Origin of the sequence: Streptomonospora mangrovi, assembly GCF_027604915.1 — a bacterium.
In the GTDB taxonomy this organism is placed as follows: Bacteria; Actinomycetota; Actinomycetes; order Streptosporangiales; family Streptosporangiaceae; genus Streptomonospora; species Streptomonospora mangrovi.
In genome coordinates, this window is record NZ_JAJAQC010000009.1 from 109,582 (window position 1) to 130,404 (window position 20,823).

General features: G+C 73.9%; 19 protein-coding genes. 14 read left to right on the top strand and 5 right to left on the bottom strand.

Features of this window, described 5'->3' with window-relative positions; all coding sequences use genetic code 11:
• Positions 1-35: 35 nt before the first annotated feature.
• Positions 36-1,031: a sensor histidine kinase gene (locus tag LG943_RS07710; protein ID WP_333486336.1), complete on the top strand. Its 996-nt coding sequence runs from the start codon at positions 36-38 to the stop codon at positions 1,029-1,031.
• 145 nt (positions 1,032-1,176) lie between these two features.
• Complete coding sequence (locus LG943_RS07715; RefSeq protein ID WP_270071511.1) at positions 1,177-1,779, top strand: response regulator transcription factor; 603 nt, start codon at positions 1,177-1,179, stop codon at positions 1,777-1,779.
• A gap of 55 nt (positions 1,780-1,834) precedes the next feature.
• On the opposite strand, the gene LG943_RS07720 is transcribed toward LG943_RS07715, so the two are convergent.
• Positions 1,835-2,722, bottom strand: coding sequence for a hypothetical protein (locus tag LG943_RS07720; protein ID WP_270071512.1), 888 nt, complete (start codon positions 2,720-2,722; stop codon positions 1,835-1,837).
• Between the two features lie 136 nt (positions 2,723-2,858).
• On the bottom strand, positions 2,859-3,626 hold the full coding sequence (locus tag LG943_RS07725; protein ID WP_333486337.1) for a sulfotransferase family protein: 768 nt from the start codon (positions 3,624-3,626) through the stop codon (positions 2,859-2,861).
• Positions 3,627-3,795: 169 nt separating this feature from the next.
• On the opposite strand from LG943_RS07725, the gene LG943_RS07730 reads away from it, so the two are divergent.
• The 3 genes from LG943_RS07730 to LG943_RS07740 all read left to right on the top strand — a co-directional run bounded on the left by LG943_RS07730 (position 3,796) and on the right by LG943_RS07740 (position 7,757).
• Positions 3,796-4,977 (top strand): alanine racemase, encoded by a 1,182-nt coding sequence (locus LG943_RS07730; RefSeq protein ID WP_270071514.1) that lies wholly within the window; start codon positions 3,796-3,798, stop codon positions 4,975-4,977.
• A 407-nt stretch (positions 4,978-5,384) separates the two neighbouring features.
• The gene (locus LG943_RS07735; protein WP_270071515.1) at positions 5,385-7,505 is read left to right on the top strand and encodes a carbon starvation CstA family protein; all 2,121 of its coding nucleotides are present in this window, start codon (positions 5,385-5,387) and stop codon (positions 7,503-7,505) included.
• Between the two features lie 45 nt (positions 7,506-7,550).
• Positions 7,551-7,757 carry a YbdD/YjiX family protein gene (locus tag LG943_RS07740; protein ID WP_270071516.1) on the top strand — a complete coding sequence of 69 codons (207 nt, stop codon included), beginning with the start codon at positions 7,551-7,553 and terminating at the stop codon, positions 7,755-7,757.
• A gap of 156 nt (positions 7,758-7,913) precedes the next feature.
• On the opposite strand, the gene LG943_RS07745 is transcribed toward LG943_RS07740, so the two are convergent.
• Together LG943_RS07745 and LG943_RS07750 are read right to left on the bottom strand one after the other, a co-directional pair.
• Positions 7,914-8,711: an IclR family transcriptional regulator gene (locus tag LG943_RS07745; RefSeq protein WP_270071574.1), complete on the bottom strand. Its 798-nt coding sequence runs from the start codon at positions 8,709-8,711 to the stop codon at positions 7,914-7,916.
• Positions 8,712-8,824: 113 nt separating this feature from the next.
• The gene (locus LG943_RS07750) at positions 8,825-10,492 is read right to left on the bottom strand and encodes an AMP-binding protein (protein WP_270071517.1); all 1,668 of its coding nucleotides are present in this window, start codon (positions 10,490-10,492) and stop codon (positions 8,825-8,827) included.
• A gap of 324 nt (positions 10,493-10,816) precedes the next feature.
• Between LG943_RS07750 and LG943_RS07755 the strand changes: the two genes are divergently transcribed.
• The 5 genes from LG943_RS07755 to LG943_RS07775 all read left to right on the top strand — a co-directional run bounded on the left by LG943_RS07755 (position 10,817) and on the right by LG943_RS07775 (position 15,773).
• The gene (locus LG943_RS07755) at positions 10,817-11,701 is read left to right on the top strand and encodes an isocitrate lyase/PEP mutase family protein (protein ID WP_270071518.1); all 885 of its coding nucleotides are present in this window, start codon (positions 10,817-10,819) and stop codon (positions 11,699-11,701) included.
• Positions 11,702-11,703: 2 nt separating this feature from the next.
• Positions 11,704-12,972, top strand: coding sequence for a 3-isopropylmalate dehydratase large subunit (locus tag LG943_RS07760; protein ID WP_270071519.1), 1,269 nt, complete (start codon positions 11,704-11,706; stop codon positions 12,970-12,972).
• Entirely contained in the window at positions 12,969-13,547 is a 579-nt protein-coding gene (locus tag LG943_RS07765) for a LeuD/DmdB family oxidoreductase small subunit (RefSeq protein ID WP_270071520.1), read from the top strand. The genes LG943_RS07760 and LG943_RS07765 overlap by 4 nt, the downstream gene beginning before the upstream one ends.
• A gap of 140 nt (positions 13,548-13,687) precedes the next feature.
• Entirely contained in the window at positions 13,688-15,022 is a 1,335-nt protein-coding gene (locus LG943_RS07770; RefSeq protein ID WP_270071521.1) for an MFS transporter, read from the top strand.
• A gap of 274 nt (positions 15,023-15,296) precedes the next feature.
• Positions 15,297-15,773 (top strand): hypothetical protein, encoded by a 477-nt coding sequence (locus LG943_RS07775; protein ID WP_270071522.1) that lies wholly within the window; start codon positions 15,297-15,299, stop codon positions 15,771-15,773.
• Positions 15,774-15,804: 31 nt separating this feature from the next.
• On the opposite strand, the gene LG943_RS07780 is transcribed toward LG943_RS07775, so the two are convergent.
• On the bottom strand, positions 15,805-16,398 hold the full coding sequence (locus tag LG943_RS07780) for a class I SAM-dependent methyltransferase (protein ID WP_270071523.1): 594 nt from the start codon (positions 16,396-16,398) through the stop codon (positions 15,805-15,807).
• Between the two features lie 444 nt (positions 16,399-16,842).
• Between LG943_RS07780 and amrS the strand changes: the two genes are divergently transcribed.
• From amrS to LG943_RS07800, 4 genes are read left to right on the top strand one after another with little or no spacing between them, the layout of a single operon-like run.
• Positions 16,843-18,279: an AmmeMemoRadiSam system radical SAM enzyme gene (amrS, locus tag LG943_RS07785; RefSeq protein WP_270071524.1), complete on the top strand. Its 1,437-nt coding sequence runs from the start codon at positions 16,843-16,845 to the stop codon at positions 18,277-18,279.
• A 16-nt stretch (positions 18,280-18,295) separates the two neighbouring features.
• Positions 18,296-18,670, top strand: coding sequence for a cupin domain-containing protein (locus LG943_RS07790; RefSeq protein WP_270071525.1), 375 nt, complete (start codon positions 18,296-18,298; stop codon positions 18,668-18,670).
• Positions 18,667-19,827, top strand: a complete 1,161-nt coding sequence (locus tag LG943_RS07795; RefSeq protein WP_270071526.1) for a pyridoxal-phosphate-dependent aminotransferase family protein — start codon at positions 18,667-18,669, stop codon at positions 19,825-19,827. The genes LG943_RS07790 and LG943_RS07795 overlap by 4 nt, the downstream gene beginning before the upstream one ends.
• Before the next feature lie 8 nt (positions 19,828-19,835).
• Positions 19,836-20,789, top strand: a complete 954-nt coding sequence (locus LG943_RS07800) for a quinone oxidoreductase family protein (RefSeq protein ID WP_270071527.1) — start codon at positions 19,836-19,838, stop codon at positions 20,787-20,789.
• Positions 20,790-20,823 lie beyond the last annotated feature (34 nt).

Consider the following 20,823-nt stretch of genomic DNA (forward strand, 5'->3'; position numbering starts at 1 on the left):
CGGCCGCGCGGCCACCGGACCGGAAAGGGGGGCATGTGACCTCCGAGCGCACCGAGGAGGCGCAGGGGGAACTGCGCACCACCAGCCTCGGCACCGTCTCCGCCGCGCTCTCCGCCGTGGGAGCGCTGCTGGTGGTGACCGACGCCCAGGACCCGTGGCAGGCCGCCCTGCTGGCGACGGGCCTGGTGGCGGCGATGTTCGCCGTCCAGCGGTGGACCGCCGACCGCGCCTCGCGCGCCGCGCTCCCGCTCCTGGGCGTCACCGCCGCCGTGTGGACGGCCGGGATGCTGGTGACCGACACCCCCACCGCGTCCTACGCGTTCGCCGTCGCGGCCACCGTCGTCGTCCGCCAGCGGCCGCGCCACCGGCGCGCGGTGCTGGCGGTGCCGGCCGCCTTCGCCGCCGCGGTGGTCGCCGCGCGCCTGGCCACGGTGCCGGGCGGCGCCCTCGGCGGGCTGGTCGAGGGCGTCTTCGCCCCGGCGGCAGTTGCGGCGGCGGGCGCGGTGCTGACGCTGCTCAACCAGGCGGTGCACGAGCTGCTGACCCGGTTGGAGCTGGCGCGCGAACGCGAGGCGGAGCTGGCCGTCAGCCAGGAGCGCATCCGCTTCGCCGGCGACCTGCACGACATCCAGGGCCACACCCTGCACGTGGTGAAGCTCAAGGTGGCGCTGGCCGAGAAGCTGCTGCGCGCCGACGTCGACCGGGCCGAGGCGGAGCTGCGCGAGGTCCGCGCGCTGGTCGGCGACACCATCACCCAGACCAAGGAGCTGGCCTACGCCCAGCGCCGGCTCAACCTCGCCGCCGAGTTGGAGAACGCCAAGAACCTGTTCGAGGCCGCGGGCATCGCCGTGCGCGTGGAGCACGAGGCCGAGGCCGCCCCCCGCGCGGGCGAGCTGCTGGGCCTGGTGCTGCGCGAGACCACGACCAACATCCTGCGGCACGCGCAGGCCCGGCACGTGCGCATCACCCTCTCGGCGACCGGCCTGGTCATCGTCAACGACGGCGCCGGGCGGAGGGGCCGCCCGCGCTGAGCGGGCTGGCCGTCCTGCGCGACCGGGTGGCCGGCGAGGGCGGCGAGCTGCGGGTGGAGCGCGCCGGCGGGCGGTTCGTGACGGCGGCGACGCTGCCGGCCGCGCGCTCGGGCACCGGGCGGGCGACGAGGGGGAAGGACGACCGATGACCACCGTGGTGCTCGCCGACGACGAGGCCCTGCTGCGCAAGGCGCTGGCCGCCCTGCTGCCGCTGGAGGGGGACGTCACCGTGCTGGCCGAGGCCGAGGACGGCGAGGCGGCGGTGGACGCCACCCTGCGGCACCGGCCCGACGTGCTCGTCATCGACCTGGAGATGCCCGGGGTGGACGGGCTCGGCGCCGTCGAGCGGATCCGCCGCGAGCGTCCGGAGCAGGTGATCTGCATGGTCACCCGGCACGCCCGCCCCGGGGTGCTGCGCAAGGCCCTCAAGCTCGGGGTCCAGGGGTTCGTGAGCAAGGCGGCCGAGCCGGCCCACATCGCCGAGGTGGTCGCGGCGCTGCACGCGGGCCGGCGGTGGATCGACCCGGAGGTCTCGGCGCTGGCCGTGGTGGACGACTGCCCGCTGACCGACCGGGAGGTCGACGTGCTGCGGGCCACCCGCGACGGCTACTCGGTCGCCGAGTCCGCCGCCCGGCTGCACCTGGCGGAGGGCACGGTGCGCAACTACCTGTCCAACGCGATGCGCAAGACCCAGACGCGCACCCGCCACGAGGCGGCGCGCTACGCGCGCGAGCACGACTGGCTCTAGCCCGGCGCGGCCCGCCGTCCCCGCGACACCGGTCGCATCCGCCCGGTGGCGCCGGCTAGTAGTGCTCGCCGCGGCGGGGGTGCACCTCGAACCCGAGGCCCGGCACCCACAACCGGCCGTTGTCGCCGGCGCTGATGTCCCAGGCGTGGACCTCGGCGGGGCAGGTGCTGCGCCGCGCCCGGACGTCGCTGATGACCACGCGGCTGAGTTCGGCCGCCGCGCCGGGGTCGGTCTCGGGGATGTTCACGCGCCACCAGCGGTGCTCGTCCAGCTCCCGCCAGCCCCGCGCGCGCATGTGCTCGGCGTGTTCGGGGGTCTGCTCGTGGTCGAGGTCGTAGATGCCGGCGTGGAACTCGTAGCCGGTGGCGGTGGGGCTGACCCCCACCACCATGTCGCGCTTCCAGTCGCGCGAGATGCGGAGCCGGAAGCCCACCCAGTCGCCCGGCGCCTGCACCGGCATGTGCTCGGCCCACGAGGAGAGCAGCAGGGTCAGGCTCTCCTCGGCCTCGTCCCAGGTGTAGTCGGCGGAGTGGCCGTTGAAGGTCCAGCCGGGGTCCTTGCCGGGGCCGCCGCGGTCGAGCTGCCAGGTGTAGGGCATGGGGCGGCCGGAGTCGAAGTCCCAGAACTCGCGGCGGGCCAGCCCTTGGGCGTCGTGGACGGACAGGGTGGCGGCGGAGGAGTCGCCGGCGAGGAGCAGGGTGCGCTCGGCGGTGTGCCACCGCACGCTGGGGCCGTGGCCGGTGCCGCCGAGCAGGGTGGGCGGGCCGACGCGCGCGACGATCGCGTCGTAGCGGGGGAGCAGCGCCTCGCGCCGCTCCACCGGGCCGCTGCCCTCGGGGTGGGCCAGGATCGTGACGGCCCGCTCCAGCTCGGGGTCGGGGCCGTGGAGCAGGCGCTCGGCCAGCTCGGCCGCGTCCTGAGGGGTCGTGGTCGGGGAGGTCATGTTGATCATGGTGCCACCCGCCGCCGACACTCCCGCCCGCGCGATCGCGGTGGAAAACGAGGATGTCGGGGAAAGCCGTGTGGCGCGGGGCCAGGAGGGGGAGCGGCGGCGGCAACGGGGGATTCGGCGGGGGAGATCAGCGGATGGCCGAATTCTCGGCGGTGACCTGTTTGCGGAAGGTGAGCGCCCGAAAACGGCGTTCGGTGGCCATGCGGCGGAACGACTCGGAGTCGTTCAGGTGCGGGAAGGGCTCGTCGGGGACCTCGGTTGCGAGAAACGAGCACATGGGTTCCCATCCCTCGCGCACCTCGAATACCAGCAGCCGGTCGGCGGGGACCTCCGCGCGGACGGCGTCATTGTGGGCGCGGAAGACGTCGAGAGCGTGTTCCCGGTCGGCGAACCGGCCGCCGAAAGTGCCGTCCCAGACCAATTCCCGGCACAGTTCGCGGCGCCGGCCCAATTCCGGGTAGAGGCGGTTCTCCAGGCGGGCCAGCAGGCCGTCGAGGCCGCGCTGGGGCGCCATGAACCGGCAGATGGTCGACCGTGCGCTGTCGTACCAGCGGTCGGGGTCGCGGACTGTGAGGACCACCTTGGCCTCGGGGAACGCGGTCATGAGTTCGCGCCAGTAGGCGCAGGCGGGCCAGTCGACGGCGGCGCCGAACCCGTCCAGCAGCCGCGGCCAGTCGACGGGGTCGCCGCGGACCACGGATTCCCACCTGCCGAGCAGGTCGGGGTTCTCGCCCAGCGACGCCATGTGATGGCACGGGCCGAATCCCAGGCGTTCGAGAGCGGCCCGCAATGAGAAACTCCCCGTGCGTCCCAGGCCGGCTCCGATGACTTTCACCATATGAGTTCCCCCCGTGGAGGTGTACGGGCGGCCGGCGGGTGCGGCACCGCGCGGCATATCAGTACACACATAAGATTCGCATAATCACTGCGAGTAGTTTACCCTTTTAAGGGCAACTGTTGACATGCCAAAGTCGAACTTCCTGGAATCAGGCCACCCGATTCCGCATTCGCCCCGCGCCGGCCGCGAACCGCGCCCCGGTCAATTGCCCGACTGAGGAGACCGCATGGCAGCAACCGTTCCGCCCGTTTCGCCTATTTCTTCAGTTTCCGCTATTTCTTCTCATTCTGCTGTTCCGGCTGATTCGAGCGCTTCGGCCGCTTCCTCCGCCCAGCCCGCCCACCCCACCGCGCACGCCGCAGCCGAGCACGCCGACCGGCTGCCCGCCTACGTCTACGACCTGCGCGAACTCGCCGCCCACGCGGCCGAGGTGCGCGCCGCCCTCAGAGACGTCGAGGTCTACTACGCGGTCAAGGCCAACCCCGACCCCGAGTTCCTGCGCGTCCTGGCGCCCCACGTCGACGGGTTCGAGGCCGCCTCGGCCGGCGAGGCCGCCCACGTGCGCGCCCTGCTGCCCGAGGCCCGGATCACCCTGGCCGGCCCCGGCAAGACCGTCGAACTCGCCGCCGACGTCCACCGCCTCCACCTGGAGAGCACCGGCGAACTCCGCCGCCTGCTCGCCGCCGGCCGCGAGGCCGACGTGCTGCTGCGCCTTAACCTCGACCTGGACATCCCCGGGGTGGCGCCCAACATGTGCGGCAGCGCGGTCCCCTTCGGCATGGCCCCCGACGACGCCCGGGAGTGCGTCGACCTGCTCGCCGCCCAGGACCGCGTGCGGTTCCGCGGCGTGCACGCCCACCTGGCCAGCGGCCTGGACGCCCCCGCCATGCTGGAGGTCGCCGCGGCGGTGCTCGACCACGCCCGCGCGCTGGGCGCCGAGGAGGTCAACCTGGGCGGGGGCATGGGGGTGTCCTACGCCGAGCCCGACCGGCGCTTCGACTGGCACGCCTACGGCGCGGGCCTGGCGCGGCTGCGCCGGCCGGGCGAGGTGCTGCGCATCGAGCCCGGGCGCTCGCTGGCCGCCTACTGCGGCTACTACGTCACCACGGTGGTCGACGTCAAACGCGTGCACGGCGAGCTGTACGCGGTGGTGGCCGGCGGCACCCACCACATGCGCACCCCGGCCGCCCGGGGCCACGACCAGCCGCTGGTCATGGGCGAACCGGGCGAACCGATCACCGTGGTGGGCCAGCTCTGCCTGCCCTACGACGTGCTGGCCCGGCGGGTGCCCATGCGCGTGGAGGTCGGCGACACCCTGACCTTCCGCCTGGTCGGCGCCTACGCCTGGAACATCTCCTACCACGACTTCCTGATGCATCCGCGGCCCGCGTTCCACTACCTGCGCTGACGCCCGCCGGGGGGCGCCGCCCGCCCCCGGCCGGCCCGGCCCGTGCCCCGGCGCCCGGCGGCGCCCGACCGCGCCGCCGCGCCCGGGGCACGCGCGCGCCCGGGGTGCCCGGGGCGCGCATGCCGGTGCGGCGTTCGGGGGCCTTCGGGCGCAGTCGTGCGTTACAGGCGGTTTCGCCGGTTGTGAAGACGTGATGAAATCGCGTCTCCGCAACCGTGGTTCCGCCCAGGTCGGGCTGCCACGATGAGGCGGGGGTCACACGGGCGCGCCCCGGGACCCACCGCCCTCACCGTGAGGAGAAGAGAAGGGAGTACGGCCCGATGTCCGCTGCACCGGCCGATCCACAGGCGACAGCGCGCTCGCCGAAACCCAGATGGACGCCGGCGAGCATCGCCGTATGGGCCGCCGTGGCCGTCGTCGGCGCGGCCGCCTGGACCATGCTCGCGATCTCCCGCGGTGAGGAGGTCTCGGCGATCTGGATCATCTTCGCCGCGCTCGCCTCCTACGCCATCGGCTACCGGTTCTACGCGCGGTTCATCCAGTACAAGGTGCTGATGACCGACGACACCCGGGCCACCCCCGCGGAGCGGATCAACAACGGGGCCGACTTCCACCCCACCGACCGCCGGGTGCTCTACGGCCACCACTTCGCCGCGATCGCCGGCGCGGGGCCGCTGGTCGGCCCGGTCCTGGCCGCGCAGATGGGCTTCCTGCCGGGCACCATTTGGATCATCCTCGGCGTCATCTTCGCCGGCGCGGTGCAGGACATGGTGGTGCTGTTCTTCTCGATGCGCCGCAACGGCCGCTCGCTGGGCCAGATGGCGCGCGAGGAGATCGGCCCGGTGGGCGGCGTGGCCGCGCTGGTCGCCGTGCTGGCGATCATGGTCATCCTGCTCGCGGTGCTGGCGATGGTCGTGGTCAACGCTTTGGCGGACTCCCCGTGGGGCTCCTTCTCACTGATCATGACCATCCCGATCGCCCTGTTCATGGGGGTGTACCTGCGCTACGTGCGGCCGGGCCGGGTCATGGAGACCTCCGCGATCGGCGTGGTGCTGCTGCTGGCCGCCATCGCGGGCGGCGGCTGGGTCGCCGCGCACCCGGTGCTGGGCGAGGTGTTCCACTTCTCCGCCAACCAGCTCACCTTCGGGCTGATCGTCTACGGCTTCGTCGCCTCGGTGCTGCCGGTGTGGCTGCTGCTCGCCCCGCGCGACTACCTGTCCACCTTCATGAAGGTCGGCGTGGTGGTGCTGCTGGCGGTCTCCATCCTGATCGCGATGCCGACCCTGCAACTCCCGCAGTTCACCGACTTCGCCTTCAACGGCCAGGGCCCGGTGTTCGCCGGCTCGCTCTTCCCGTTCGTGTTCATCACCATCGCCTGCGGCGCGCTCTCGGGCTTCCACTCCCTCATCTCCTCGGGCACCACGCCCAAGCTGATCGAGAAGGAGAGCCAGGTCCGGATGATCGGCTACGGCTCGATGCTCACCGAGTCGTTCGTGGCGATCATGGCGCTGGTCGCGGCCTGCATCATCGACCCGGGCGTGTACTTCGCGATGAACATGCCGGCCACCGCGCTGGGCGACACCGTGCAGAGCGCGGCGGCCGCCGTCAGCCAGCTCGGCTTCACCGTGGACGCCCAGACCCTCCAGTCCACCGCGGAGCTGATCGAGGAGGAGTCGATCCTGGCCCGCACGGGCGGCGCGCCCACGTTCGCGCTTGGTGCGGCGCAGATCTTCTCGTCGGTGTTCGGCGGGCCCGCGATGATGGCGTTCTGGTACCACTTCGCCGTCATGTTCGAGGCGCTGTTCATCCTGACCACGGTGGACGCCGGGACCCGGGTCGGCCGGTTCATGCTCCAGGACACCCTGGGCAACGTCTACAAGCCGATGCGCGACGTGAGCTGGAAGCCCGGCCTGTGGCTGTGCAGCGCGCTGATCGTGGCGGCGTGGGGCTACTTCCTGTGGGCCGGGGTGAACGACCCGCTGGGCGGCATCAACCAGTTGTTCCCGCTGTTCGGGATCGCCAACCAGTTGCTTGCGGCGGTGGCCCTGGCGGTGTGCACCACGCTGCTCATCAAGTCGGGCCGGGCCAAGTACGCCTGGGTGACGATCGTGCCGCTGGCCTGGGACGCGGTCGTGACCCTGACCGCCAGCTACCAGAAGGTGTTCTCCGACGACCCCGCCATCGGCTTCTTCGCCCAACGCCGGATGTACGCCGAGGCGCTGGCCAACGGCGAGACCAGCCTCGGCGCCACCGAGGGGGTCGACGCGATGCGCCAGGTGGTGGTCAACACCACCGTCGACGGCGTGCTGTCGGTGCTGTTCGCGGTGCTCATCATCATCGTCCTGGTGGACGCGGTGCGGGTGTGGATCAAGGCGCTGCGCGCGCCGCAGGGCAGCCTGCCCACCACCGAGCACCCCCACGAGCAGTCCCGGCTGTGGGCGCCGTCCGGGCTCATCCCCACCCGGGAGGAGCGCGAGATCGCCAAGCGCCAGAATACGGGCGCGGGCGCGGACGGCGCGGCCCACTAGGGTCGGCCGGGCCGGACCGACGGCTCAGGGCAAGGAGGCGAACCGATGGCGACCGACCTGCTCCCGCGGCTGCGCCGGGGCCTCGGCGAGGCGTGGCAGATCGCGCGCGGCATCGTGGGCGAGCGCGCCTACGAGATCTACCTGGAGCACCACCGCCGCGAGCACCCGGGCGAGGAGCCCATGGGCGAACGCGAGTTCTGGCGCCGCCACACCGACAAGGGCGACACCGACCCCGGCGCCCGCTGCTGCTGAGGGCGACCGCCCGCCACCGGCCCCGGCCCCCGAGCCGCACGCTCGGGGGCCGGGGCTTTGCGCTGGTGGAAGAGGTATGCCCTGACCGGAGGATCGGTGACGGGCGCTCCGGTGACCAGCCGCTCAGCGGGCAATCGGCCGCTCAGCGTAGGGCCGCTAGCCCCGTTCCGGCGGCGGGCCGCCGCCCAGTTGGAAGGTGAGTTCGGCGGCGGCCGCCCGCACGGCGGCGATCAGGCCGACCAGGCCGCCGCCCCGGAAGTGGGCCGCCGGGCCGCCCAGGCTGATGGTGGCCACCAGGTCGCCTCCGGCGCCGAACACGGGGGCGGCCACCGCGCCCACGCCCTCCAGGTAGTCCTCGTCGCTGACCGTGTACCCCGCGTCGGCGATCTTCTCCAGGTGCGCCCGCAGCACGTCGGGGTCGGTGACGGTCTGCGGGGTGTAGCGCTGGAGGGGCCGCCGCAGCCAGCGCTCGCGCAGCCGCTCGGAGAACGCCAGCATCGTGGTCGGCCCGGCCGCCGTGTGGTAGGGCAGCACGCTGCCCACGGCGATCTTCTTGATGGTCAGCGAGGCCGAGCCCTCCGCGAGGTCGATGCAGACCGCGCCGCTTTCGGCGGGCACCATGAGGTAGGCGGTGTGGGAGAAGCGCTCGGCGAGCCCGCGCAGCAGCGGCTGGGCCTCGTCGCGCAGGTTGAGTTCGGCCAGCGCGGTCGAGCCCACCGTGAACATGCGCATGGTCGGCTTGTAGGCGCCGTCCGCGCGCTGGCTGATCCACCCGGCCTGCACCAGGGTGGCCAGCAGCCGGTGGGCGGTGGTCTTGTTCAGGCCGGTCTCGTGGGCGAGTTCGCCCAGCGTCAGCGCGGGCCGCTCGTGGGTGAAGCACTCCAGCAGCCCGCAGGCGCGCAGTACCGAGTTGACGACGCTCTTGGACTCGCCGGCCGCTTCGTCGTCGGTCATCGCCACGGAACGGGCCTCCCCGTGCTCTGTTCTGCCGTCGGTCGACAGCTTATGCCGGTCCTGCGGGGCGCCCCGCCCGCCCGCGCGGCGGGCGGGGCCGGTGCGGTGCGGGCTCACCCGGCCGCGCCGTAGACCGCCCGCATGCGCTTCTTGTCGAACTTGCCGACCCCGGTCTTGGGCACCTCGTCCACGAAGACGAACCGGTCGGGCACCTGCCACCGGGGCAGCGACTCGGCGAGGTAGGCGGCCAGGTCCTCGGCGGCGACCGGGCCGCCCTCGGCGCCCTCGGCGCGGGCCACCACCGCCAGCGGCCGCTCGCCCCAGGTGGGGTCGGGCACCGCGATCACGGCGGACTCCCGCACGCCCGGGTGGGCGGTCAGCCGGTTCTCCACGTCCACCGAGGAGATCCACTCGCCGCCGGACTTCACCATGTCCTTGGCCCGGTCCACCAGGGTGACGTAGCCGCGCCGCCCGACCACCACCATGTCGCCGGTGCGCAGCCAGCGGCGGCCGTCGGGGGTGCGGGTGAAGGAGTCCTCGGTGTCCTTCTCGGGCCGGTAGTAGCGGTCCACGACGTAGGGGCCGCTGATCTCCAGTTCGCCGGGGGTGGCGCCGTCCCAGGGGACCTCGCCGTCGGCCGCCGCCGAGCGCACCGCCAGGCCGGGCAGCGGCCGGCCCTGGGAGCGGCGGGCGGCGGCCCGCTCGTCCTCGTCGGCGGTGAGGGGGTCGGTGGCGACCAGGCCCACCGGTGAGCACTCGGTCATGCCCCAGGCGTGCACGGGCGCCACGCCCAGCTTCGCCAGCGCGTCGAGCAGGGCGGGCGGCGCGGCGGACCCGCCGATGACGACCCGCTCCAGCGGTGCCAGCGCGTCGGCGGGCACCCGGCCGGCGCGCACGGCCTCGGCCAGGGCCGACCACACGGTGGGCACGCCCGCCGAGAAGGTGGCCCCGCTCGCGGAAATGAAGGGACCCAGCCGCTCGGGGTCGAGGTGGCGGCCGGGCAGGGCGAGCCCGGCGCCGGCGAGCAGGGCGGCGTAGGGCAGGTTCCAGGCGTTGGCGTGGAACATCGGCACCACCGGCAGCACGGTGTCGTGGTGGCTGACGGCGAACGCGTCGGCGCCGCACAGGGTGAGCGCGTGCAGGTAGACCGAGCGGTGGCTGTAGACCACGGCCTTGGGGTGCCCGGTGGTTCCGGAGGTGTAGCAGATCGCGGCGGGCTCGTGCTCGTCGGCGGGCCGCCGCCAGGGGCGCGGGGCCGGCGCGGGAGCCGTGCCGGTGTCGGCGGGGGTGCCGAGGGCGAAGCGGTGGACGCGCGCGCCGCCGTGGGCGGCGGGCAGGTCGGCGGGCGCCTCGCCGGTGACGACGACGTGCTCCAGGGTGTCGGGCGGCGCGACCTTGGCCCACACCTCCCACAGGGAGGCGTCGACCAGCACGGCACGGTCGCCCGCGTGGGCGAGGGTGTAGGCGGTCTCCTCGGCGCCCATGCGGATGTTGACCGTGTGCATGACCAGGCCGGATCCGGGGAGCGCGATGTAGGCGCAGAGGTGCTCGGCGGTGTTCCAGGAGAACGTGGCGACGCTGTCGCCGGGGCGCAGGCCCAGGTCGGCCAGCAGCGCGGCCAGCGCCCGGGCGCCGGCGAACACCCCGGCGTAGTCGGTGCGGCGGACGCCGCCGGGGCCGCGGTCGAGGACCGCCCGGTCGGCGAACAGCGCCTCGGCGCGGTCGAGGACCAGGTGCAGCCCCAGCGGTTCGGTCTGCATCACGGAGTACACGGAGCGCATGCCCCTCCCTCGGGGAGTCGGGTGGCGGAACGTCGGTCGGGGAGCCGGTCGGAAGACGGCGGTCGGGAACGTCGGTGGCAGGCGTGGGTCGGGGGCAGGTGGCGTGATTCGAGCGGAACGCGTTCCGCAGGGCGGTGATCGCGGTCCGGCGGGGTGCGGTCGCGGGCGGCCGGTGCGGCGCTGCGCCGGCCCCTGTGGTCGGGTCGTCGCACGTGGGAGTCGTGTGCTCTGCTCAGGTCACACGGGTGGGTGACCCTTGACACAGCATCTTAGCTATCTCTAGCCTCAAAACGAAATGCGTTTCGCATAACGGAAGGATGAGGCATGAGCGCCCAACGACTGCGCGCGTTGCTGGCCGCGGACTCTCCCGAGGTCGTCTACGCGCCCGGGGTCTGGGACGGGCTCACCGCCCGCCTCGCCGAGCAGGCCGGGTTCTCCGCGCTGTGCGCGTCGGGCTTCGCCGTCGCGGCCTCGCTCGGCCACCCCGACGCCGAGCTGTACACGATGTCGGAGAACCTCGACGCCACCCGCCGCATCCGCGAGGCCAGCGACCTCCCGCTGATCGCCGACATCGACACCGGCTACGGCAACGCGGTCAACGCCGCGCGCACCGGCCGCCGCTTCCGCGACGCCGGGGTGGCGGCGGTGTTCATGGAGGACCAGGAGTCGCCCAAGCGCTGCCCCGTCTGCGTGGGCGACCCCGTCCCGCTGCTGCCCGCCGCCGAGGCCGCCGGCAAGGTGCGCGCCGTCAAGGACGCGGTGGGCGACGACGTGCTGGTGATCGCGCGCACCGACTCCAGCGGCGACGACGCGCTGCGCCGCGCCGAGTCCTACGCCGCCGCCGGGGCCGACATGATCATGCCGGTCACCAAGACCTTCTCCACCGTCGAGGAGTGGGCCGCCTGCCGGGAAGCGGTCGGCGTCCCGCTCGTGGCCACCCTCACCGCCTCCACCTGGACCGAGCGCGAGTTCACCCCCCGGGTGCTGCGCGAGATCGGGGTGGCCGTGGCGCTGCTGCCCACCCAGGTGCTCATGGCCGCCACCCGCGCGATGCGCACCGCGCTGGGCCGCCTGGCCGCCGGTGAGCCCCCCGCGAGCGTCAGCGCCGACGCCACCCCCCACCACGAGTTCGTCGACCTCATCGGGTTCGCCGAGGTCGAGGCGGCGCAGCGCGAGTACCTGCCGGCGGCCGCCGGGGCGGGGGAGTGACCGTGCCCAGCACCATCACCGAGAAGATCCTCGCCCGCGCCGCCGGGGTGGACCGGGTGGCGCCCCGCGAGAACCGGGCGTTCCGCCCCGACCACATGATCGCCTACGACTTCCCCGGCTACACCGACGTCATGTTCCGCCAGATGCACGACGACTTCGGCATCACCGAACTGGCCGAGCCCGAGCGCTACCTGGTGTTCATCGACCACATGCTCACCCGGGGCGGCCCCCGCGAGGAGGAGGTGCACCGCGTCACTCGCGAGTGGTGCGACCACTACGGCATCACCCTGCACGAGGCCGAGGGGATCGGCCACCAGGTCGCCGCCGAACTGGGCTATGCCCTGCCGGGCCGGTTCCTCATCCACTTCGACGGGCACATCAGCGGCCTGGGCGCCTTCGGCGCGCTGGGCTGGGGCGTGCGGCGCGACCTGCTGGAGGCGTGGGTCACCGGGCGGATCTTCCTCGACGTCCCGGCGTCGGTGCGCTTCGAGCTGACCGGGGAGTTCCGCCCCGGCGTGGACAACCGCGACCTCATCCACAGCATCATCGCCCGCCTGGGCGCCGACGGCTGCGCCCACCAGGTCATGGAGTTCACCGGGCCCGGCGCCCGCTCCATGAGCATCGACCGCAGGCAGGGCCTGTGCGGCATGGCGATGTTCACCGGCGCGGTGTCGGCCGTCTTCAACCCCGACGACCTGTCCCTCGAACACGCCCGCCGGGTGGCCGCCACCCCCTTCGAGCCGCTCTACAGCGACCCCGGCGCCGCCTACACCGGCGTCCACGAGATCGACCTGTCGCAACTGGAGCCCCAGGTGGTGCTGCCCGGCTCGGCCAAGGGCGCCAACACCCGGAACGTGGACCAGGTGGCGGGCACGCCCGTCACCAAGGCGTTCATCGGCTCCTGCGCCAGCGGCCGGCTGGAGGACATCCGCACGGCGGCCGAGGTGCTGCGCGGCCGCCGCGTCGCCGACACCGTGCAGCTCAACGTGGTGCCCACCTCCGTGGAGATCCACCGCCGGGCCGAGGCCGAGGGGCTGCTGGACGTGCTGCGCGCGGCGGGCGCCGCCGTGGCCGAGTCCAGTTGCGACTTCTGCTTCGGCTACCAGCGGCCGCTCGCGCCGGACGAGAACTGCATCTCCACCGGGGTGCTCAACATCTCCGGCCGCATGGGCAGCACCGAGGCCAACATCTTCATGGGCTCGGCCGCGACCGTGGCGGCCAGCGCGCTGACCGGCCGCATCACCGACCCCCGCGCGGAGGTGCCGCGGTGAGCGCCGGGAACACCCAGAACACCGAGAACACGGAGAGAACCGAGAACCCGCTGCCGCCGCCCGACGTCATCCGCGGCCGGGTGGCCTGGATCTTCGGCGACGACTTCGACGTGGACCTCGTCATCGGCGTCGAGAACATCAAGTACTACGACCCCGACGTGCTGCGGTCGGTGTGCATGCGCCGCTACGACCCGGAGTTCGCCGACACGGTACGCCTCGGCGACGTGATCGTGGGCGGGCGCAACTTCGGCTACGGCCACCCCCACTACCCGCCGCTGGTGGCGCTGCGCAACCTCGGGATCACCGCCGTCCTGGCGGAGTCGTTCTCGCCGGGCTTCTGGCGCGGCGAGACCTACAACGGCATGCCGCTGCTGGCGGTCCCGGGCATCAGCACGGCCGTGCGGCGGTGGGACCGCGTCGAGGTCGACTGGCGCCGCTCCCGGGTGCGCCTGGTCGACACCGGCGCGCGACTGGCCGGCGACCCGCTCAGCGACCGCGTCGTCAAGGTGATCGAGGCCGGCGGGAGCCTGAACCTGCTCCTGGCCGAGCACCGCGCCGCCCGCGCGGCGGACTGACCCCGCCGCGCCCACGGGCGCCCGCCGGCGGGGCGCCCGCACCGCCCCGCCGCACCCGCACCCGCCCCGACCGGGCGGCGCGCATTCTCCGAACGCCCGCCCGGGCGGTCGGCATCCCCATCCCAGCAGGAGGCACCGCCATGTCCTCGACCGAGAGCATGGGCACCCCCGCGGCGGCCCCGCCGCCGACCACCCCGGCCCCCGACCGGCGGATCGCGCTGCGCGCCGCCGTCGCCGGCGGCGTGGGCACCCTGATCGAGTACTACGCGTTCAGCGTCTACGGGTTCCTCGCCGTCGTCATCGCCCCGCTGTTCTTCCCCAGCGACAACCCCGCCACCTCGATCCTGGCCACCCTCGCGGTGTTCGGCTCGGGCTACCTGATGCGCCCGCTGGGCGGCATCTTCTTCGGCCGGCTCGGAGACCGGCGCGGCCGCAAGATCGCGCTGGTCTCCACCGTCGTCAGCATGGGCTTGTGCTGCGCGCTGATGGGCGTGCTGCCCACCTACGCCCAGGTGGGCATCCTCGCGCCGATCCTGCTGGTGGTGGTGCGGATGGCCGAGGGGTTCTCGGCCGGCGGCGAGATCGGCGGCTCGGCCACCTACATCGCCGAGTCCTCTCCGGCCCGGCTGCGCGGCTTCTTCGGCGCCTTCACCCCCACCGGCTCCACCCTGGGGTTCGCGGTGGCCGCGGCCGTGGCGGGCGCCGCCACCGGCCTGCTCACCGACGCCCAGATGACCGACTGGGGCTGGCGGGTGCCGTTCCTGCTGTGCGTGCCGCTGACCCTGCTGTGCCTGTGGGCGCGGATCAAGCTGGAGGACACCCCCGACTTCCGGGAGATGGAGGCCCGCGCGGAGGTGGCGCGGGCGCCGTTCCGCAGCGTGCTGCGGCACCGGCCGCTGGCGGTGCTCAAGGTGGTGGGGCTGGCGGTGGCCACCAACGGCACCGGCTACGTCGGGCTGACCTACATGAACATCTACCTGATCAACGACCTCGGCTACGGCGCGCAGGAGATCTACTGGCTGTCGGCGGCGGTGATCGCCCTGGCCTGCCTGAGCATGCCGTTCCTGGGCGCGCTGGGCGACCGCGTGGGCCGCCTGCGGCTGCTGGTGGCCGGCTGCGTGGGGTATGTGCTGCTGGCCTACCCGATCATGCTGGTGATGGCGGGCAAGCCGGGGCTGCTGCTGGTGGCGGCGGTGTACCTGGCGTTCATGCTGCTCAACGCCGCGCTCCAGGTGCCGGCGTTCCCGCTGTTCACCGAACTGTTCTCGCGCGCGGTGCGCTACACCGGGGTGGCGCTGGGCTTCAACATCGGCACGATCGTGGCGGGCGGGACCGCCCCCTACATCGCGGCGCAACTGGTGGCCGCCACCGGCGACCCGGTGTCGCCGTCGTACTGGGTGATGGGCGTGGCCGTCGTGGGGCTGGCCACCGCCTTCACCATGCGCTCGGCCACGAGGGACCGGCTCCCCGCCTGATGCCGTCCAGGCGCCCGGCCCCGGCGGTCGTCCACCCCGGAGCCGGGCGCCGTGCGTGCCATCCCCGAGTCGAGCAGCCGCCGACGATGCCGGGGGCCGGGTTCCCCCGGGCGGGGGAGGAGGTTCCTTCGCTGCGGGGAGGTGCCGGGGGCGGGGCATGGCGAGACTCGGCGGTATGGACACGGACAGCCGGGGCGGCGGGCCCCGAGGTGATGAAGCAGGGATACCGGGCGGTGCGCTCCGCGCGGCGGCGGCGAGCGGGGGGCGGCGCCGGGTGCGCTGGCCGGCGTGGGTGCTGGCGATCGCGTTCCTGGGGTACGCCGCGGGCAAGGCCGTCTTCGCCGCGCAGGGACGGCTCGGCTTCCCCGGCGGTCCGCCGGTGTCGGCGGCCGAGCACGAGGCGTACGCGCGCGAGATGATGGACGTGGCGACGGTGCAGTGGCTGGCGGTGCCGACCGGGCTGGCGGCCGCCGCCCTGGTCCTGGCCACCGTGACCGCCCTGGGCAGCCGGATTCCGCGCGTGCTGATGCTGGCCGCGCTCGGCGGCATGCTCCTCACGGTCGGCGCCGGCGCCGGGATCATGGCCGCCGACGGGTTCTTCGGACTGGGCGTGGGCTGGCGTTGGTACCACGGCGTCGTCGGACTGGTCCTGCTCGGCCTGATGGCGCACACGGTCTGGTCCTACGTCCGGTACGGGTCGCCCGGTGCCCCGAGGACACCGGGCGCCGGCCGGGGGCGCCGCACCCCCTGACCGGCCCGGCCGGGTCGGACGGCCGCGCCCGCTACCGCGCGCGGCGGGCCAGCAGCACGGTGTCGCGGGTGTGGTGGGTGCCCTCGGGCGGGGGAGCGGGGCGGGGGCGGGTCTCGTCGGCGAGGACGGTCCACCCCTCGTCCAGCACTGCGGCGACCTCGCTCGGGCGGTAGTAGTCGTCGGGGTCGAACCCGTCCCGGGGCTCCAGTTCGGTCAGGTCGTGGCTGACCACGAGCAGCGTGCCGCCGGGGGCCACCGCCGACACCAGGGTGCGCAGCTCGTCGGGCTCCGCCCGGCGCAGCGGAAAGTACTGCACGGACACCAGGTCGAACGCGCCGGCCGGCAGCGGGGCCGACGCGAGGTCGGCGTGGGTCCACGCCACGCGGCCGGCCTCCTCGGCGCCCGCGGCGGCGGCGCGGCGCAGGGCGGTCCGCGAGACGTCCACGGCGGTGACCAGCCACCCGCGCCGGGCCAGCCACAGCGCGTCGGCGCCCTCCCCGCACCCCATGTCCAGCGCCTGGCCCGGCGGGAGGCCGGCGGCCTCGGCCACCAGCACCCAGTTCGGCGCGCCGCTGAAGACCTGCTCGCGGGAGGCGTACATCCGGTCCCAGGCATGTTCGTCCATGTGCCCTGCCTCAGGTGGGGGTCGGTGGGAGTCGGTCGGGGGCGGTCGGTGCGCCCGCCCCAACCTGCCCCCGCACCGCCGCCGGTGGCAACCTTTCTTGCTGAAACGGCAAAACGTCGGCGTCGCGCCCCCGATCCGGCCCGACCCGGCCGCCGGCCTGCCGTGGTTTCGGATTTCCTGATCGGGGGATTCGGTTGGATAATCCGGCGGACAACCGGGCGGAGTATCCGCATTCATCATGATATCCGGTGAAACGGAATGCGGAAGAGTCGCCATTCGGGCGCGGGAAACTCCGGCAACAGGGAGAAATCCAGCCTCATCGGTGGTGTGGTCGTATATTGTCATGAAATGGTGCGTTGACTGGGAAAATCCATTTCTCTAGGCTTGCCCCGTCGATTTCCCGGGACGAACCCGGGGGGTCGGCCGAGCGGTCAGGGGTGCGCTATGGCGAACAGGAAATGGCGGGAATCCGGATATCCGGCCCGGCTCGCGGAGAAACTTCCCGACGGTGTGGTGAGATGCCACCTCAGCCCCCGCAACTGCAAGATCCGGCCCGGCCAGCACGGCTTCTGCATGGTGCGGGCCAACCGGGGCGGCGAACTCGTCAGCCTGAACTACGGCCGCTCGGTGCACGCCACCGAGGAGACCATCGAGACCGAGGCCGTCTTCCACTATGAACCGGGCGCACGCATCCTCTCGATGGGCAACATCGGATGCATGCTCAACTGCGACTACTGCCACAACTGGAAGACCTCCCAGGCGCGGTTCGTCGAGGACAAGGACGTCTTCCACTACACCCCAGAGGAGGTCGTGGACATCGCCGAGCGCCACGGCATCCAGGTCATCTCCTGGACCTACAACGACCCGGTGGTGTGGCACGAGTTCGTCAGCGAGACCGCCCGCCTGGCCAGCGACCGGGGGATCGTCAACCTCTACAAGTCGGCGTTCTTCATATCCCCCGAGGCCGTGGCCGAACTCCTCCCCGTCATCGACATCTTCTCGATCTCGATCAAGTCGATGGACCCCAAGTACTACCGGCGGGTCACCAAGGGCTGGATCGAGCCGGTGCTGGAGGCCACCGAGCAGGTGTACCGCTCGGGCCGCCACGTCGAGGTCTCCACGCTCATGGTGACCGACCTCAGCGACACCGAGCAGAACGCCCGCGACATGGCCCGGTTCGTCGGCGAGCGCCTCGGCCCCGAGGTCCCCACCCACTTCGTGCGGTTCCACCCCGACTACAAGATGACCGACACCGTCCGCACCCCCGTGGAGCGGCTGGAGCGCGCCCGCCGCGTCGCCCTGGACATGGGCCTGGAGCACGTCTACCTCGGCAACGTCTACGACACCGAGTCCACCAACACCTGGTGCCGCTCCTGCGGCCTGCTCCAGATCACCCGCTACGGCCTCAACGCCCGCCTGGTGGGCCTCACCCCCGGCGGCGCCTGCGCGGGCTGCGGCACCGACGCCCGCGTCCGGCGCCTGCCCCACCCCGCGGCGCCCCCCGCCGTGCTCCCCGACCTCCCCGCCGGCGAGCGCCACGACTCCGCGCGCTTCGACTGGCACGGCGACATCCGCGCCGTCCACGTCCGCGTTGTCAACACCGCCGACTCCCCGCGCGCGGTGTTCCACCGCCGGCTGCGCCGCGACCACCCCGACACCGGCTGGACGCGGATCCCCATGGCGCCCCGCGAGAGCTACCGGTTCATCAGCGCCCAGTCCTTCGACGACGAGACCGGCGTGGTCGTCGCGGTCCCCGACGGCTGCACCTCAAGCCTCCACCAGGTCTTCGACCGCGCGCACTTCCCCACCACCGAGGCCTCGGCCGGCACCGTCAACGCCGACGTCACGCCCCTTCCCCGCTACGTCCGCCCGTCCCGCTAGGCAAAGGAGCCCGCCCATGACCCAGCCCGCCGCCCGCCGGGGCGGGGACGTGGTCGTCGTCGCCTCGGCCGACGTCGCGCCGCGCACCGCCTTCCCCGACCTCACCCGCAGGGTCCTGGCCCACAACGAGAACCTCATGCTCGTGGAGCACGTGATGGAGGAGGGCTCGGTCTTCCCCCGCCACAGCCACCCCCACGAGCAGTTGGCCTACCTGGTCTCGGGCCGGATCCGGGTCGTCGCCGGCGACCGCTCCTTCGAGGCCGGACCCGGCGACAGCTTCGTGGTCCGGGGCGGCGTGGAGCACCAGGTGTGGGCGCTGGAGCGGTCCGTGGCCCTCGACGTCTTCACCCCCTACCGCCAGGACTACGCGGAACCGGCGGGCGAGGAGTGAGCGGGGTCCCCGAAACCGCCGCCGACCCCCGCCCCTCCCCGCCCCCCGAGCGGCCCGACCCCCTGCCCATGGTCGTGGGACCCACCCGCCCGCACCCCTCGGTGCTGCGCCGCATGGCCCGGGCCGCCGACCCCATCGACGCCCCCTCCTCCGTCCGCGACCTGCGCCGCGCGCTGGTGCTCACCCGGCGGCTCCTCGGCGCCCCCGCCGCCCTGCCCTTCGCCCTGCCCGGCACCGGCACCGCCGGCATGGAGAGCCTGGCCGCCAGCCTCCTCGCCCCCGGCGCCCCCGTGCTGGTGGCCTCCACCGGCATGTGGGGCGACCGCTGGCGCGACATCTGCCTGCGCCTGGGGGTGCCGGCCCACGCGCACACCTGCGCGCCCGGCCGCGCCCCCGACCCCGGCGAGGTCGGCCGCCGCCTGGCCGCCGAACCCCACCAGGCGCTCCTCCTCACCCACGTCGACTCCAGCAGCGGCGTGCGCACCCCCGTCGCCGAACTCGCCGGGGTCGCCCGCGCCCACGGCGCGCTGGTCCTGGTGGACGGGATCTCGGCCGCCGGCGCCGAGGACGTCCGCCAGGAGGTGTGGGGCGTCGACGCCTACCTCACCTCCACCCCCAAGGCGCTGGGGATCCCCGCCGGTCTCTACCTCGCCGCCCTCGGCCCCCGGGCCGCCGACGCCCTGCGCGCGCGGACGTGGGCGCCGCGCCACTACAGCCTGGACCTGCGCGGCTGGGCCCCGGTGATGCGCGCCGCCCTGGAGGGCCGCTTCGCCTACCACCAGTCGCTGCCCGGAAACCTCATCGGCGCCCTCGCCGAGGGCCTGGAACTGGTCGTGGAGGAGGGCCGCGAACGCGTGCGCCGCCACCGGCGGCTGGCGCTGCGGCTGCGCTCGGCCCTGGACGCCGAGGGCCTGGCCAACCTGGTCGCCGACGACCGCGACCGCGCCAACGGGGTCAGCGTCTACCGCACCCCGCCGGGCCTGACCACCGGCGAGCTGCTGCGCGGCGCCGCCGGACACGGCGTGCTCCTCCAGGCGGGCACCCACCCCCGCGCGGCCGAGGAGACCTTCCGCGTCGGCCACCTGGGCAACGTCGACGAGCACGACATCGACCGCACCGCCGACGCGCTGCGCCGGCTGCTCGCCCCCCGCGAATGAGGAGGACCATGGCCGACACCGTCCTCGCCGCCCGCGTGACCGGCCCCGACCGCGCGCTGCGCGTCGAGGAGGTCGCGCGGCGGCCCCCCGCCGCCGGCGAGGCCGCGGTGGACATGGTGTACGCGGCGGTCAACCCGCTGGACACCTACGTGCTGGCCGGCCAGGTCGCCGGCGACGCCCCGGTGCCGCGCACGCTGGGCGTTGAGGGGGTCGGCCGGTGCGGCGGCGACCTGTTCGCGGTCCACGGCGCCGGGGTGGGCCTGGTCCGCGACGGCGTGTGGAGCACCCGCGCCGTGGTGCCGCGCGCCGCGCTCGTGCCGGTGCCCGAGGGGGTCGACCCCGCCCAGGCGGCGTGCGCGGCCGTGTGCGGCCGGACCGCCGTGCGCGTGGTCCGCGACCTCGCCCGCGTGGGTGCCGACGACCGCGTCCTGGTCCTGGGCGCGGCGGGCGGGGTGGGCACGGCCGCCGTGTCGCTGGCCGTGAGCGCGGGGGCGGCGGTGTGGGGGCAGACCGGCGTGCCCGAGAAGGCCGGCGCGATCACGGCGCTGGGCGCCGACCCCGTGGTCGCCCGCACCCCCGCGGAGCTGCTGGCGGCGGCGGCCGACCTGGGAGCCACCGTCGTGCTCGACCCCCTCGGCGGCGACTTCACCGCCGCCGCCGCGCGCCTGCTGGCCCCTTACGGAACCCTTGCCCTCTACGGAGCCTCGTTCGCGCCCGAAACGCGCCTCGACGTGCGATCCTTCTACCGCGGCAACCTCCGGCTGATCGGCTACGGAGGCGTCCTGGAGTCCCAGGACGACGTCCGCACCGGCATCCGCGCCGCGCTGCGGGCGCTGGCCGACGGCACCATGCGCCTGCGGGTGGGTGAGCTGACACCGCTGGCCGGCCTGCCCGAGGCGCTGGCGCCCGACCGCCGCCGGGCGGTCCCCGGCAAGACGGTGGTCGCGTTCGACACCTCCTGAGCCGCGGGGCCCGCACCACTCCCGTCAGGAAGGG

What these genes read in the sequence shown, in the direction of transcription:
- LG943_RS07715 (WP_270071511.1), top strand. Translation starts at nt 1,177, where the DNA reads ATGACCACCGTGGTGCTCGCCGACGACGAGGCCCTGCTGCGCAAGGCG.
- LG943_RS07720 (WP_270071512.1), bottom strand. Translation starts at nt 2,722, where the DNA reads ATGACCTCCCCGACCACGACCCCTCAGGACGCGGCCGAGCTGGCCGAG.
- LG943_RS07725 (WP_333486337.1), bottom strand. Translation starts at nt 3,626, where the DNA reads ATGCCGCGCGGTGCCGCACCCGCCGGCCGCCCGTACACCTCCACGGGG.
- LG943_RS07730 (WP_270071514.1), top strand. Translation starts at nt 3,796, where the DNA reads ATGGCAGCAACCGTTCCGCCCGTTTCGCCTATTTCTTCAGTTTCCGCT.
- LG943_RS07740 (WP_270071516.1), top strand. Translation starts at nt 7,551, where the DNA reads ATGGCGACCGACCTGCTCCCGCGGCTGCGCCGGGGCCTCGGCGAGGCG.
- LG943_RS07745 (WP_270071574.1), bottom strand. Translation starts at nt 8,711, where the DNA reads ATGACCGACGACGAAGCGGCCGGCGAGTCCAAGAGCGTCGTCAACTCG.
- LG943_RS07750 (WP_270071517.1), bottom strand. Translation starts at nt 10,492, where the DNA reads ATGCGCTCCGTGTACTCCGTGATGCAGACCGAACCGCTGGGGCTGCAC.
- LG943_RS07755 (WP_270071518.1), top strand. Translation starts at nt 10,817, where the DNA reads ATGAGCGCCCAACGACTGCGCGCGTTGCTGGCCGCGGACTCTCCCGAG.
- LG943_RS07770 (WP_270071521.1), top strand. Translation starts at nt 13,688, where the DNA reads ATGTCCTCGACCGAGAGCATGGGCACCCCCGCGGCGGCCCCGCCGCCG.
- LG943_RS07780 (WP_270071523.1), bottom strand. Translation starts at nt 16,398, where the DNA reads ATGGACGAACATGCCTGGGACCGGATGTACGCCTCCCGCGAGCAGGTC.
- amrS (WP_270071524.1), top strand. Translation starts at nt 16,843, where the DNA reads ATGGCGAACAGGAAATGGCGGGAATCCGGATATCCGGCCCGGCTCGCG.
- LG943_RS07790 (WP_270071525.1), top strand. Translation starts at nt 18,296, where the DNA reads ATGACCCAGCCCGCCGCCCGCCGGGGCGGGGACGTGGTCGTCGTCGCC.
- LG943_RS07800 (WP_270071527.1), top strand. Translation starts at nt 19,836, where the DNA reads ATGGCCGACACCGTCCTCGCCGCCCGCGTGACCGGCCCCGACCGCGCG.